The organism is Falsirhodobacter sp. alg1 (genome assembly GCF_000739715.2).
In the GTDB taxonomy this organism is placed as follows: domain Bacteria; phylum Pseudomonadota; class Alphaproteobacteria; order Rhodobacterales; family Rhodobacteraceae; genus Falsirhodobacter.
In genome coordinates this window covers 230977-244893 of sequence record NZ_BBJC02000003.1, presented here as the reverse complement: position 1 = coordinate 244893, position 13917 = coordinate 230977, and the positions used below count along the sequence as shown (strand labels likewise).

Genomic DNA, 13917 nt, shown 5'->3' with positions numbered 1-13917 from the left:
TTCCTTTTCAGTTATTTTTGATGCCAGGTGTTCCCACGTCGAACGTCTTGGGAACAATCACCCTGAAACTATTGTCATTGGCATCGGTGAAATAGAGATCGCAGTCGTAACCCTGATCATCAAGGAAGCTGAAAATGCGGCGCGGCGCATCCAGAGCATACGGGACGATCAAGGTCGCGATACGATGACGGGTGGATTTGGGGAAACGGGCGGTCAGGCAGGTGCTGACCGGCAGTCCCTCGATTTCGCTCGGATCGACATCCGGAAAGCCGGTTTCCTGCGTCAGTTCGGCAGGACCCGCCTCGGACCACAGGATCTGGCCATAGAAACCGGCCTTTTCACCGGTATAGCGGAAGCTGCTATCACCCAGATTGAACGGAGCATTCGCGTGCAGACGCCAGTCGATGCTGACGGGCGTATCCGCATCGATGGCATCCACGATCACGAAATATTCGCGATTCACGAAATACACATCACGGACAACCGAGCGGACCTCGGGTGACAATGTGCGATAGGCTTCGGTCGCATCCCCCTGCAGGAAGATATGATCGCCACGATCCTCGGCAATATTGACCTTACCGGTCGATTGCATGGCAATCGCCTTGTCCTTGCCGGCGTACTGGCCTTTTCCGTCGATCAGGATGGCGTTCTTCGACAGGGTCTGGCGACGCCAGTTCTGGTGCATTGTCGAGTTGAAGGCGACATAATGGCCGGACTGGATTGCAAGATCCTCACCGAATGCCGACAGACAGAACGCGTTCTGATCCCCATGGCTGTGGCTGATCGAGCCGTAGGGAGAGGATTTGAACACGAATTGAACATGCTCGTCCGGTGCCTGCATACGGTGCTGGATCGCGACCCAACCGATGCCCTTGAACCAGCGCAGTGCATCCTCATCCGCGGGCGGAACTGCCTCTACGATCGGGAAGTCCGTGCGGTAGAGCATTTCGTCAAACCGGAAATCCCACCAGCCCCAGTTGTAGAAGGCCATTTCCGTGCCGGGGTTGGTGCGCAGGATTTCGTCGTAGTACCATTGGTAGGCACCGTTGCCGGTCACCCCTGCGTATTGACGCAGGTTATATCCGACCTTGATCGCGGGCAGATCGCCCATGGTGCTATCATCGCCGAATGTGGCCCGACGTGTGTCCGGCGCCTTGGTATAAAGCGGGAAGTCCCCGGTTTTCTGGAAGAACGGGCGTTGGTACAGGTCGATTCCGCTCCAGCCGCGCAGCAGGTTTGCCGCGTCGATCAGATAGGCCATACCCGTCATCCAGTAGTGCGGACCCTCGGCCCAGCCACCGTCATGATCGCCCCACGGCGAATAGACGGTGAACAGGAATTCCACCGCATAGTTCAGCCAGTCCTCGGCCTCGGGTTCATCATCCAGCAAGGCAATACAGGCGGGGATCAGAACCGCAGACACCGCGCGGACAGCGTGGCTGTCAAACGGAAACAGGTGGATGCTGGCGTGGCGCATCAGGTGATCCGCCGTCTGGCGCGTACGCTCCAGCAAGGCGGTGCGGACCAGCGTACGCTCATCCTCGTCCAGCTGGTCATAGAGCCAGTCATAACCCCATGCGAGTGCGAGGTTCACACGGAAAGCCCATTCATCGGTATAGGCGCGCGAGGTGGTGCCTGCCGGATTCCAGCGTGCGGCGCTGAGCAGCCATTCCTTGGCGCGTGCCAGCATTGCCGCGTCCTGGGTAACCTGACCGCCCACAGCAAGGTGGCGGATCGCATACATCAGTTCCTGACACTCGATGTAGACCTTGCGCCAGATCTTCGCGACACGCTTGTGATCCGGATAGCCCACAGGCTCTTCGATGATGTCGCGGTCCATCCACGGCAGAACCGAACCCTCGAAAAAGGTAGACCATGTGCAATGCGTCGGGTCGGCGGCAACATCCTTGCGGAACTGTTCCAGCCGGCCGCCGTCCATCCACAGGCGCGGGTGCGCACGGGTCGCCGCGTCAAAACGCGTCTTGCGTGGTGCCAGCGGTGTCTGTGGCAGACCCTCGTCGAGAGTGATGCGACGGCTCGTGCTCCATTCGGTAACGGGCTTTCCCGAGGCATCGCATTGTGCATAGGACCAGTACCAAGTGCCTGCCGCCAAAGGTGCATCAGGCGTGAAGAAGTTCAGCTGGATGCCCGAAAACAGGAGGGTGTTTGCCGCGGAATATTCGGGATCGGTCGAGATGCGCAGCGCATAGGTTGCGCCATCCTCGATGACCGGCAGCCATGAGAAGCGTGGCGGGTTTTCAATCAGCGTCGTCGTTTCGAGCGGGCCATATTGGATCGTCAGCCGTCCCGCTTTGGGCTCATCAAGTGGAAACAGGTTTGAACGGGATTTGTTTTCCGTCGACATGGCAGAACTTTCTTGCAGTACGTCTGGTTCAAATAGCGAAGGAGCGCCGGATGCGCTCCTCCACGGGATTATGGGCCGTTATTCGTATTGGCGCTGATAGGCCTCGTTCATGACTTCGATAACCTTATCGTAGCCCATGCGGTTCAACGCGCTCATGTAGCCGTCCCAATCCGCCTCGACGTCGCCTGTTCCGAGGATCCAGGCCTGTTGACGTTCCAGCATGTAGGTCAGGATCGACGGCCAGTAGCGGTCGTAAACGGCCTGCTCTTCCTCGTTGAACGCCACACCCAGGAATTGGTCGATCAACAGGTCGTTCGCCTCGTAAAGGGCGATCCCCTTCAGGGCTTCCGGCGAGGTCCACTGCTCTTCATAGCTGTAGTCCATCCAGTAACCACGCGGGATTTGCGCACCTTCCAGATACATCTGGCTGTTCACCGGGCTGGTGCTGTTCAGCACTTCGGGTTTGAACGTGGGCTTTCCATCGACCATATCCCAGGTCTTGCCCTCGACACCGAAGTTGGACAGGTTGCGGCCTTCCTCGGTGAACCAGAAATCGAAGTACTTCACAGTCTCTTCGACATGCTGGTTCTGATAAGAGATCGCCCAGCCATCCGGCTTGATCGGCGTACGACGGTGCTCTTCCATCCGGACACCGCTGACGGAAGCCGGCGGCAGGAACGGGATGAAGTTGAAGCCCGGAATCTTGTCCTTCAGCGCCGCATTGTAGCCCGAAGTGGAGGCAAACCAGTCATGCGTGACGCCACCCAGGTTTTCAGACAGCAGATAGTCACGCGAAGACGAGCCACGGGTGAAGATTTCGGGATCGATCAGCCCTTCGGCATACCATTGCGCGATATTCTTGATGCCCGTCTTATATGCCTCTTGGGCATAAGGATGGACCACCTTGTCATCCGCGTTGACATAGAAATCATGGTAGGCGTCAGAGCCGGACGACCGCGCATCCCAAAGCGTCAGAAGGCGGTTAACCTCTTCCCAATCACGGGCGAAGTAAGGGATTTCATCCTTGCGGCCGTTGCCGTTCGGATCGTCGTTTCTGAACGCCGTCAGGACGGTATGCAGCTCTTCGACGTTCTGCGGCTGCTCCAGACCCAGCTTGTCCAGCCAGTCCTGACGGATGTACCATGCACGGCCGAATTTGCCGTCGGGCAGATACGGAATGTAATAGTAGTTACCATCAGCAGCCGAAATCGCCTTCAGCAGGTCGGGATGCGCATCCCAGAATGCCTGGATATGCGGCGCATATTCCTTGACAAGATCGTTCAACGGGACGAACGCGCCCTCGGGGCCATACTGGTTCACCGGCTGCTGGATACGGTTGCCGCCGACGATATCGGGCAGCTTGCCTTGGGCCAGCAGCAGGTTCATCGCCTCGTAGCTATCGGTGGAGTTCCGCCCGGCCGTCGCATCCTTCAAGGAGATGCCGGTCATTTCGCGTGCGGCCTGCTCTACCGGATAGACGTCGTTCGGCGACCCGCCGACGCCATAGCCCTGTGCACGTGGCCAGTGCATATGGATCGTCAGTTCCAGAGGCTTGTCGACGATCCGGAGATCGTCTTGGGCGTATACGGGCGCGGTCATGACTGTGCCGGCCAGCAGAGCTAGAAACAAAGTAGATTTACGCATAATTTCCTCCCTTTTGTGCAGAACGTTCCACTTACTCCTTCACCCCCCCCAAAAGGATTCCCTTGGTGAAGTATTTCTGTAGGAACGGATAGATAATCAGGATCGGGATTATCGAGCAGACGATGATAGCCGCGCTGACCGTTTCGAACGAATAGGCAGAGGTCAGCAGCGTGTTGGCAAATTCTTCATCGTCGGAAAGTTCGACAATCACGTGACGTAGATAGACCTGAAGCGGGATCTTGTCCTCATCCTGCAACAGGACCATGGCCCAGAAGAACCCGTTCCAGCGTGCAACCACACAGAACAATGCCACCGTAGCGATAGCGGGCTTGCTCAGGGGCATGTACACCTTCCAGAGAACCTGGAATTCATTGGCGCCGTCCATCCGGGCCGCTTCTTCGAATGACTGTGGAATAGCTTCGAAGAAGTTACGCAGAAGGATGATGTTGAAGCCGTTTACAGCAAACCCGATGATGATCCCGAAGTAGCTGTCCAGAAGCCCCAGATCCCGCATGTTCAGGAAGAACGGGATCAGACCGGCGTTGAACCACATGGTGAACGCCACCATCAGGTTCCAGAACCGGCGCCCGTAAAGCTGCGGGCGCGACAGGGCGTAGGCACCGGGAATGATCAGCACAAGGCTCATCAATGTCCCGAGGATCGTGTAGATGAAGGTGTTGGCGTAGGACTTCCAGAACATCGGCTCGCTCAGGACCTGCTTGTAGGCCTCCAGCGTAAAGCCGACCGGTGTCAGGATGACGTTGCCGGCACGCGCCTCGAACCCTGTGCTGAGCGACAGGGAAGCGATGTAGATGAACGGGTACAGCGTCGAGATCGTGAACAGCGCAATCAGCACCATGTTCATGATCACGAAGATCTTGTCGCCGCGCGAATAGAGTTTCATTTTGCTCATGGCCCCGGCCTCCTTACCAAAGCGACGTGCGCGAATAGCGACGCGACAGGGTGTTGGCGGTCATCACCAGGACGAATGCGACAACGGCGTTGAACAGACCGGCGGCAGCGGCAAGATCATATTGCCCGCCCTGCAAGCCCTGACGATAGATGAAGGTATTGACCACATCGGCCGTCTCGTAGGTCGAAGGCTGGTACAGCAGGATGATCATCTCGAAGGAAACCTCGAGCATGTTGCCGATACGGATGATCAGCATGATGATGATCGTGCTCATGATCGATGGAACGGTGATCTTCCACATCATCTGCCAACGCGACGCACCATCCACCACAGCACTTTCATAAAGCGTGGGCGAGATACCGGCCATGGCGGCAAGATAGACGATGGACTGGAAACCCGCCTCCTGCCAGATCGAGGTACCGACGAAGATGGGGCGGAACCATTCCGGCTTTGTCAGGAAGTAGATCGGATCGATCCCGATCCAGCCCAGAACGGTGTTCACGATCCCTGCCGAAGGTGAAAATCCGGTAATGACGATCCCCGCGATGATCACGGACGATATGAAGTGCGGCAGGTAAACGATTGTCTGCGCTGTCTTTTTAAAGGTCTGATGCAGAACTTCGTTGAACATCAGCGCCAGAAGGATCGGAACCGGAAAGCCGAAGATCAGGCTGAGCATGCTGATGTAGATCGTGTTGCGCAGGGCACGCACGAACTGGTCACTACCGAACAAGGTATAGAAGTGCTCCAAACCCACCCAGGGGCTACCGGCAACGCCGCGGAAAACGCTGTAGTCTTTGAACGCGATCTGAAGGCCGTACATCGGCTTGTACAGGAAAACGACAAGCCAGATGATCGTCGGCAGCAGCAGCACGTACAGCTGCCACTCCCGTTTCAAGTGGTCCCCTACGCGCTGGATGCGCGAAGGAGGGGTGTAATGGACCGCAACCTTTGCCTCTGCCACCAGCGTCTCGGTCGAACCACCGGTCTTATTGTCGACCCCCATCATGCGACACGCGTCTGGCCTGCAAGCGCGGCCCCTGTCTTGGCGTCGAAGATACGGATCAGTTCAGGCTTTACGGTAAATCCCGTAACATCGTTGAGGCTGGACATGTTGCCCAACGTCTCGGCACGGATGACGAACGGATGCTCTCCAAGCGTCGTATGCAGAAGCGCTTCGGACCCGAGTGTTTCGACCAGATCGAGGTGCGTCTCGATACGGCCCGGTGTCCCTGCCGGCGCGATTTCAGCGTATTCGGGACGGATGCCCACGATGATTTCACGACCTTCGGCATTTTGCAGGTCCGCAAGAGCGGGAAGCGGCAGGATCTGGCCCGCAATCTCGGCCACAGGCGCATCGGTTCCACGACCGACCAGAGCCTTGATCTGGTTCATGGGCGGCGCGCCGAGGAAGCCTGCAACGAAGGAGTTCTTCGGATTCAGGAACAGCTCCATCGGTGTGCCGATCTGCTCGATCCGGCCGTCGTGCATGACCACGATGCGGTCCGCCAGCGTCATCGCCTCTACCTGGTCGTGGGTCACGTAAACGGATGTGACACCCAGGCGGTTATGAAGGCGCTTGATCTCGGCACGCATCTGCGTCCGCAACTTGGCATCAAGGTTGGACAGCGGCTCGTCGAACAGGAACACCTTTGGGCGGCGGACGATCGCACGCCCCATGGCAACCCGCTGACGCTGACCGCCGGACAGATCCGCCGGACGACGATCAAGATAAGGCGTCAGGCCCAGAATGGCCGCAACCTCATCCACGGATTCGGCGATGACCTTCTTGCTCTCCTTGCGGATACGCAGGCCGAACGCGATATTGTCTGCCACGTTAAGGTGCGGATAAAGCGCGTAGTTCTGGAACACCATCGCAACATCGCGATCCTTGGGCGCAACCCGGTTCACGACCCGATCATCGATCGTCAGCGTGCCGCCCGAGATTTCCTCGAGACCGGCCATCATCCGCAATGTCGTGGATTTACCGCAGCCCGATGGCCCCACCAGAACAACAAACTCTTTGTCGGCAATTTCCAGATCAATTCCATGGACGACTTGTACCGCACCATAGGCCTTGACGATGGATTCTAGCTTGACCCCCGACATACCTCTCCCTCCCTCAACTTTGCGTCCCCGGTGGCCTCCTGCCAACGGAAATGCGATTCGCTTCTCCAATTAGAATTGATTACACAGACTCAATCTGGGATACTAGTCTTGTGATTGGCTTTGGTGATGATTGCGCAAACACATGGGTGCGCCGTAATATTCAGCAAAACCAGTTTATTACGGCGTGTTTTATGCGCTGATGAAACCGGCGCCGCGCAAAGGTTACCTTACGCCACGCCTGCCTATGGAATTTGCCTGCCTGCAGGCGCAGCAGCACACGTGGTCTGACACTTTCGTTTGTGCTATTGGCCGCGCCACCCAATCGGACGTATAGACGCCGCAGATCGGAGTGAAGAACATGGTTGAGACCGCACAGACATGGGATCGGCGCAGTGGCGTGGATCTTGTGACAAACCACCTCTACGAGGAAATCGTTTCGCTGCGGCTGCTGCCCGGCGCAAAGATTTCCGAAGCGGAGATTGCTGCGCGGTTCGGAATATCCCGACAACCGGTGCGGGATGCGTTTACGCGGCTTGCCAATCTCGATCTGCTCCAGATCCGCCCGCAAAAGGCTACGGAGGTCCGGCGGTTCTCCATCAAGGCGATCGAGACCTCGCGGTTCGTGCGCGCGTCAATCGAGGCCGAAGTGCTGCGGCGCGCCGCCGGCCTGTGTGATGCGAAGGGTGCCCAGGCACTGGATGAGGCACTGGAGCAACAGCAGGCGCTTCTGACCAATGGTGATTACTGCGATTTCGGCGAGCATGATTACGCCTTTCACAAGCTGCTTTGTGAAATTGCGGGCGTACCGAATGTGTTCGATGTGATTCAGACCGAAAAAGCGAAAGTTGACCGCCTCTGCATGCTCGGCCTTTCAAAGGAAGACCGCATGCCGCTGCTGATCGATGATCACACGGCCATCGCCACGCACATCAAGGCAGGCGAACCGGAAAAGGCGGTGGAGGCAGGAAAGCTCCATCTGTCACGGCTCGATTATACCATTGAATCCATTCGCGAACGGAACGCTGCCTATTTCGACGACGAGGAAGAATAGGCAAGACCCACCTCTCGATCCCGTGACCTGTCCGACCGCCGATACCGGCGGTCGTTTGCTTTTGTCAGACAGGTTTATAACAATTTTATGGATACTCTGCAAATTCCTCTTCTCATACCAATCCATGACTAGTATACCAGATTGTGTTGCGATGTTTCGGTCAGGCTCGGGAGCGCCGGATCGACACTGAAGGTGAGGACCTTCGCGACATCAGGAGGATCAGGGAGGAACCATGACCATTCTAAAATCAATGAATTGCCTTGCTGCCGCTGCAACCGTTGCAGGACTGGCCTTTTCGGCAAATATCGCCAGCGCAAACAATCTGCGCGGATGGAATATTCACGTAGACGACTACCCCGTTTCGATCGCCATGAAGAGCTTCGCGGATGATATCGCGGAAAAGACGAACGGCGAGATTACTGCACGCGTGTACAACAACGGCGTGCTGGGCGATCAGCCCGATGCGATCGAGCAGGTTCGCCTTGGCGTCATCGATTTCGGTGAATTCAACCTTGGTCCGATGGGCCAATCCGTGCCCGAAGCCAGCGTGACGTCCCTGCCCTTCATCTTCAAGGACGTGCCGCAGATGTATCGTCTGATGGACGGTGAAGTTGGCGATGCCATCGGTGAAGGCATGGAAGCCAAGGGTATCGTTCCTTTGGGCTGGTATGCTGCCGGGGCACGCAGCTTCTACAACTCGGTGCATCCGATCAACACCCCTGCGGATGTCGAAGGGCTGAAAGTCCGCGTGATGTCCAATGACCTGTTCGTCAAGATGATCGAGGCGATGGATGGCAACGCAACGCCGATGGCGTTTGGCGAAGTATACCAGTCGATCCGGACAGGTGTCGTGGACGGGGCGGAAAACAACACGCCATCCTATGAATCTACCAACCACTACGAAGTTGCGAAATACTTCTCGCTGACCGAACACCTGATCATCCCCGAGTGTCTGTGCATGAGCAAGCGTTCGTGGGACAAGATGACACCGGAGCAGCAGGAAATCGTGATGCAGGCCGGTCGCGACAGTGCGATCCTGCAACGCCAACTGTGGGACGAGCGTGAAAAGCAGAGCCTCGAGAAAATCGAAGCAGCAGGCACAATCGTGAACACGGTAGAGGACAAGGCCGCATTCCAGGCTGCGATGGAACCGGTGTACGAATCCTTTCTGCAACAGAACCCGAACCTGACGGATCTGGTGACCATGATCCGCGAAGCCGACTGATCGGTGCGCCCTACCTTCCGGTTCGCCTTAATGGGCGGGCCGGAACTTCCTTCACGGTGATGGAACCCCCAACATGTCAAATTCTTCGTTCCTGCGAGCTGTCGAGCGGGCGCTCGAATTTGTGAGCGGCTTATGCATCGCGATTGCCTCGGTGGCGGTTGCTGTCTTGGTTCTCACATTCGGTTGGCTTGTGTTCGGACGTTATGTCCTGAACGCGACCCCCACTTGGGTAGAGCAGCTGGCGCTGCTGCTGATCTGCTACATCGCGTTCCTGGGCGCTGCCGCCGGCGTGCGTGAGGATACGCATATCGGTGTGACACTGTTCCGCGACATGGTTCCTGTAACCGGGCGCAAGGTCATGATCATTCTTGTGGATATTGTACTCTGCGGCTTCGGAGCCATCATGCTGACCGCAGGTATCACATTGATGCGGTTCGGCTGGGCGACCGACCTGCCGATGCTGAACATCCCGGAATCATTCCGCACGCTGGCCATCACATCCTGTGGCGGCCTTGTCATGCTCTTTGCCGGCCTGCGCGCCATCCAACGTTGCCTGTCGTTTGCCGACTGGTCGCCCGAACCCGAATTTAAGGACGTCTGAGTATGGGACTTCTGATACTTCTCGGCATCTTTGCCGGCGGCGTGGTCATCGGCGCGCCCGTTGCATTCGCCATGGGCATCGCAGCCGCCGCGACCTTCATGTACGAAGGTTTTCCGATGCTGATCACCTTCCAGCGCGCCACGGCAGGCGTTGGGGTGTTTTCGCTGCTTGCAATTCCCTTCTTCATCTTTGCGGGGGAGCTGATGCTTCACGGCGGCATTGCAAGCCGCCTTGTTCGCCTGGCTTCGGCCTTGGTCGGGCATTTCCGTGGCGGTCTGGCCATGGTCAACATCTTCTCCTCCATGCTGTTCGGCGGCATTTCGGGATCGGCCGTTGCCGATATTTCGGCGCTCGGATCGCTTCTGGTGCCGGTGATGAAAGAACGCGGGTACCGCCCGGATTTCGCGGTCAACGTCACGGTGACTTCGTCCATTGCAGGGATCGTCATTCCGCCCAGCCACAACATGATCATCTTTGCTGTGGCCGCCGGCGGCGGCATTTCCGTGTCGAAGCTGTTCCTTGCAGGGGTGATACCCGGCGTCCTGATGTGCGTCTGCCTCGCCATTGCCGCCTATGCGATCTCGATCCGCGATCGCTATCCGGCAGAGCCCTTCCCCGGCTGGCGCGTAGTAGGCAAGACTGCCATCGATGCCCTGCCCGGCTTCTTCACCGCGGTTATCATCGTGGGCGGCACATTGTCCGGTGTATTCACGGTAACGGAATCCGGCGCATTCGGAGCCCTTTATGCTCTGTTCCTGACGGCATTCTACTATCGCAGCCTGACGCTCAAATCGCTGATCATCTCGCTCAAGGGTACCGTGCGCACCACGGCGATGGTCATGATCCTGATCGCATTCGCCAGCTCGTTCGCCTATCTTTTGGCGCTGTACGAGGTGCCGGCGCTGCTCAGCAGCCTGCTGCTGTCCGTATCCGACAATCCGATCATCATTCTGCTGATGATCAACGTGATCCTGCTGCTTCTGGGCATGATCATGGATATGGCCGCGCTGATCCTGATCTGTACCCCGATCTTCCTGCCGATCGCAGTCAGCCTGGGTATGGACCCGATCCAGTTCGGCATCATGTTGCTGGTAAACCTCGGTCTTGGTCTTTGCACCCCACCGGTTGGAACCTGTCTGTTCGTCGGCTGTGCCGTGGGCGGGATCAAGCTGGAGGACGCACTACGCACCATCTGGCCGTTCTACTTGGCAATATTCGCGGCACTGATGTTGGTCACCTATGTCCCAGCAGTCTCCCTGTGGCTTCCGGAAGTACTCAGTAATTAAAAAATGATCGCGCGCAGTAGAACTATTCCCGCCATTTTCCAAATGGCATGGCCCATGACACTGCGCGCGATGATGCTTTACGGGACGGTCGTCATCGATGCCTGGCTTGTTGCAGGTCTGGGTGAGGAGGCCTTGGCGGCAATGGGCGTTGCCGCTGCCATCGGGGGATTGCTGCTAGGTATCCTTCTGGCGTTTTCCAATGCCACGCAAATCCTTGTCGCGCAGAGTTATGGAACAGGGCGCGCGGAAACGCTGAAAACCGCCCTGATCTGCGGTTTGTGGATCAACCTCGGTGCGGCTGTGCTTGGCTTGATATGCGTCGGGATATTTGCCGGACCCGTTATCGACAGCTCTGCCCATACACCATGGATTGCCAGCGAAGCGCGCCATTACCTCATCGCATTCTCGGTCGTGGTTCTGGCCGAGGCTGTTGCCCAAAGCGTTTCCGCACATCTGAACGGATGCGGTGAAACGCGACAGCCCTTTTACAGCTATGTGGTCGCGGTACCGGTCAACATCATCGTCAGCGTCATCTTTATCTACGGCTATGCCGGAATGCCCGAAATGGGCGTCACGGGTGCGGCCATCGGCAGCGCGGTTTCGGCGATCGTCCGTGCCGGCTATCTGGTCCGCTACATAAAACGAAGCACGGATTTCCGGCTGGAGGGCACTGGCTGGACCCGCCGGACCATATGGCAGCCCTTGCGGCGCCATCTGGCGTTTTCCCTGCCCGTTGCAGCGACGTTCATCAGTGCAACATTCTCGAACAGCGTCTGCACGCTGATCTACGCGCGGATGGACGTAAACGACTTTGCCGCGATGACCCTGATAAACCCGTGGGTGCAAGTGGCCGGTACGGTAGGAATGTCCTGGGCCCAAGCGACGGGCATCATGGTGGCCCAGCACCTCGGCCGCGGCGTGCGTGACGAGGGGCTGGATGATTTCATGCGGCAGGCCTGGATTGGTGCAATTGCTGCAGCCGGGGCCGTCGCGCTGTTCTATTTCGGCATATGTGCTGCCTCCAGCTACATCTACGATGATCTGCAACCCCAGACCCGTGCGGCGCTGTGGTCATTCCTGCCGATCCTGCTGATCTTGCCCTTCCCCAAAGGCTCGAACGCCATATGCGGCAACACACTGCGCGCAGCTGGGGAAACGGTCTATGTGATGCATATCTTCGTATGGTCGCAATGGCTGTTTCGTGTACCGGCCACCGCAATCATGGTGCTATGGCTCGATCTGCCAGTCGCATGGGTTTTTGCCTTGGCACTTGGAGAGGAACTTGTGAAGTTTCCTTCATTCCATCTGCGCATTCGCAAAGGGAAATGGAAGCAAGGCTCCATTCCCCAATAAAAATACGTGCAGGGACACCGTCCCTGCACGCCATCACATCGTCAGTAATTCCACAGGGTTCCATCCTGAAGGCGTACAACCGGGTGGCTGCCCGCCTTGTATTCATAACGCGCAGCCTCGGCCTCATCGAAGTCGACGCCCAGACCCGGTGCATCGCTGACATAGACCATGCCATTTTCCATCCTGTGCGCTGACGGGAACAACGCGTCACATTCAAGCGTGCCCAGGACAAGATATTCCTGCACCCCGAAATTTGGCGCCCATGCGTTCAGATGCGCATGGGCAGCCATGCACAAGGGCGAATGGCTGGGGGCGCCGTGGAACCCTGTCCGAACATGGTGCAGTGCTGCCAGATCCACGATCCGCTTCACATGGGTGATTCCGCCGGCATAGGTGGCTGCAACGCGAATGAAATCAATGAGTTCGTTTTCAATCAGCTTGTTGCAATCCCAGATCGAGTTGAAAACCTCACCGATGGCGACCGGTACCGTCGAATGCTGACGCAAAAGCTTCAGCGCGTCCTGATCGTCGGCGGGTGTCGGATCTTCAAGCCAATACAGGCGCGCAGGTTCTACCGCCTTGGCAAATTCGGCAGCCTCACGCGGCAGCAGGCGGTGATGGACGTCGTGCAGCAGATGCAGCTCCGGGCCGAACCGTTCCCGGATTTTCATCAGCGCATCGGGCATATAGCGCATATAGAGATCGGTATCCCATATCTCGGTTTTCGGGCGAATACCTGTGTAATCGGTGATGTAATGCTTGGCATCACCCTTTTTCTCCGGCACCGCATAACCGGCGGTTGGCATTCCGGGAATACCGCATTGAACCCGCACCGCCTTGTAGCCCTGCTCTACGTAATGCGCGATGGAATCCATCAGGTCTTCCAGATCGGCACCCGTCGCATGGGCATAGACCATCGCGCCCTCACGGCTCTTGCCACCGAAGAGCTGATACACCGGCATGTTTGCCAATTTGCCCTTGATATCCCACAAGGCCATATCGATAGCACCATATGCCGCCATCGCGATGGGGCCGCGGCGGAAATAGGCACCGCGGTAAAAGAACTGCCAGATATCCTCGCTATTGCGCGGGTCCATTCCGATCAGGTTGGGAATCAGATAATCCTGCAGATATGCCGCCGGCAGGGTTTCGCGATTGTTCAGTGTGGCATCACCAAGCCCATAGACACCCTGATCCGTCATGATTTTCAGCGTGACGTAATTCTTTGCAGGCCCACCCACAAAGACTTTGGCATCGGTAATTTTCATAAAACAACTCCCATTAAAACAGCCCGCCGATCAGTCAGTCCGTCCGTTCAAACAACAGAGTATCTATACGGCCAGAATGATCAGGCTTTCCCCTAGGTGGCA

General features: G+C 57.4%; 11 protein-coding genes. 5 read left to right on the top strand and 6 right to left on the bottom strand.

The features are described 5' to 3' along the window. Positions 1–7: 7 nt before the first annotated feature. From TR36_RS07610 to TR36_RS07590, 5 genes are all read right to left on the bottom strand, one after another. On the bottom strand, positions 8–2365 hold the full coding sequence (locus TR36_RS07610) for a DUF4962 domain-containing protein (RefSeq protein ID WP_062762917.1): 2358 nt from the start codon (positions 2363–2365) through the stop codon (positions 8–10). A 78-nt stretch (positions 2366–2443) separates the two neighbouring features. Then, the gene (locus TR36_RS07605; RefSeq protein WP_082714886.1) at positions 2444–4009 is read right to left on the bottom strand and encodes an extracellular solute-binding protein; all 1566 of its coding nucleotides are present in this window, start codon (positions 4007–4009) and stop codon (positions 2444–2446) included. A gap of 31 nt (positions 4010–4040) precedes the next feature. Further along, on the bottom strand, positions 4041–4922 hold the full coding sequence (locus tag TR36_RS07600) for a carbohydrate ABC transporter permease (RefSeq protein ID WP_045390393.1): 882 nt from the start codon (positions 4920–4922) through the stop codon (positions 4041–4043). A 13-nt stretch (positions 4923–4935) separates the two neighbouring features. After that, entirely contained in the window at positions 4936–5931 is a 996-nt protein-coding gene (locus TR36_RS07595; RefSeq protein WP_237763534.1) for a sugar ABC transporter permease, read from the bottom strand. Further along, positions 5928–7031, bottom strand: coding sequence for an ABC transporter ATP-binding protein (locus tag TR36_RS07590; protein ID WP_045390396.1), 1104 nt, complete (start codon positions 7029–7031; stop codon positions 5928–5930). The genes TR36_RS07595 and TR36_RS07590 overlap by 4 nt, the downstream gene beginning before the upstream one ends. Positions 7032–7389: 358 nt before the next feature. On the opposite strand from TR36_RS07590, the gene TR36_RS07585 reads away from it, so the two are divergent. The 5 genes from TR36_RS07585 to TR36_RS07565 all read left to right on the top strand — a co-directional run bounded on the left by TR36_RS07585 (position 7390) and on the right by TR36_RS07565 (position 12547). Next, positions 7390–8082, top strand: a complete 693-nt coding sequence (locus TR36_RS07585; RefSeq protein ID WP_045390399.1) for a GntR family transcriptional regulator — start codon at positions 7390–7392, stop codon at positions 8080–8082. Positions 8083–8314: 232 nt separating this feature from the next. Continuing rightward, positions 8315–9307 (top strand): TRAP transporter substrate-binding protein, encoded by a 993-nt coding sequence (locus tag TR36_RS07580; protein WP_082714885.1) that lies wholly within the window; start codon positions 8315–8317, stop codon positions 9305–9307. Between the two features lie 73 nt (positions 9308–9380). Continuing rightward, the gene (locus TR36_RS07575) at positions 9381–9908 is read left to right on the top strand and encodes a TRAP transporter small permease (RefSeq protein WP_237763533.1); all 528 of its coding nucleotides are present in this window, start codon (positions 9381–9383) and stop codon (positions 9906–9908) included. 2 nt (positions 9909–9910) lie between these two features. Further along, positions 9911–11194, top strand: coding sequence for a TRAP transporter large permease (locus tag TR36_RS07570; protein WP_045390405.1), 1284 nt, complete (start codon positions 9911–9913; stop codon positions 11192–11194). A gap of 54 nt (positions 11195–11248) precedes the next feature. Next, complete coding sequence (locus tag TR36_RS07565) at positions 11249–12547, top strand: MATE family efflux transporter (RefSeq protein WP_045390408.1); 1299 nt, start codon at positions 11249–11251, stop codon at positions 12545–12547. A gap of 41 nt (positions 12548–12588) precedes the next feature. Here TR36_RS07565 and manD read toward each other — a convergent pair whose 3' ends face one another. After that, entirely contained in the window at positions 12589–13815 is a 1227-nt protein-coding gene (gene manD, locus TR36_RS07560; RefSeq protein ID WP_045390411.1) for a D-mannonate dehydratase ManD, read from the bottom strand. Positions 13816–13917 lie beyond the last annotated feature (102 nt).

Coding starts and splice junctions, on each gene's coding strand:
- TR36_RS07580 (WP_082714885.1), top strand. CDS start 8,315: ATGACCATTCTAAAATCAATGAATTGCCTTGCTGCCGCTGCAACCGTT.
- TR36_RS07585 (WP_045390399.1), top strand. CDS start 7,390: ATGGTTGAGACCGCACAGACATGGGATCGGCGCAGTGGCGTGGATCTT.
- TR36_RS07575 (WP_237763533.1), top strand. CDS start 9,381: ATGTCAAATTCTTCGTTCCTGCGAGCTGTCGAGCGGGCGCTCGAATTT.
- TR36_RS07610 (WP_062762917.1), bottom strand. CDS start 2,365: ATGTCGACGGAAAACAAATCCCGTTCAAACCTGTTTCCACTTGATGAG.
- TR36_RS07600 (WP_045390393.1), bottom strand. CDS start 4,922: ATGAGCAAAATGAAACTCTATTCGCGCGGCGACAAGATCTTCGTGATC.
- TR36_RS07570 (WP_045390405.1), top strand. CDS start 9,911: ATGGGACTTCTGATACTTCTCGGCATCTTTGCCGGCGGCGTGGTCATC.
- manD (WP_045390411.1), bottom strand. CDS start 13,815: ATGAAAATTACCGATGCCAAAGTCTTTGTGGGTGGGCCTGCAAAGAAT.
- TR36_RS07590 (WP_045390396.1), bottom strand. CDS start 7,031: ATGTCGGGGGTCAAGCTAGAATCCATCGTCAAGGCCTATGGTGCGGTA.
- TR36_RS07605 (WP_082714886.1), bottom strand. CDS start 4,009: ATGCGTAAATCTACTTTGTTTCTAGCTCTGCTGGCCGGCACAGTCATG.
- TR36_RS07565 (WP_045390408.1), top strand. CDS start 11,249: ATGACACTGCGCGCGATGATGCTTTACGGGACGGTCGTCATCGATGCC.
- TR36_RS07595 (WP_237763534.1), bottom strand. CDS start 5,931: ATGATGGGGGTCGACAATAAGACCGGTGGTTCGACCGAGACGCTGGTG.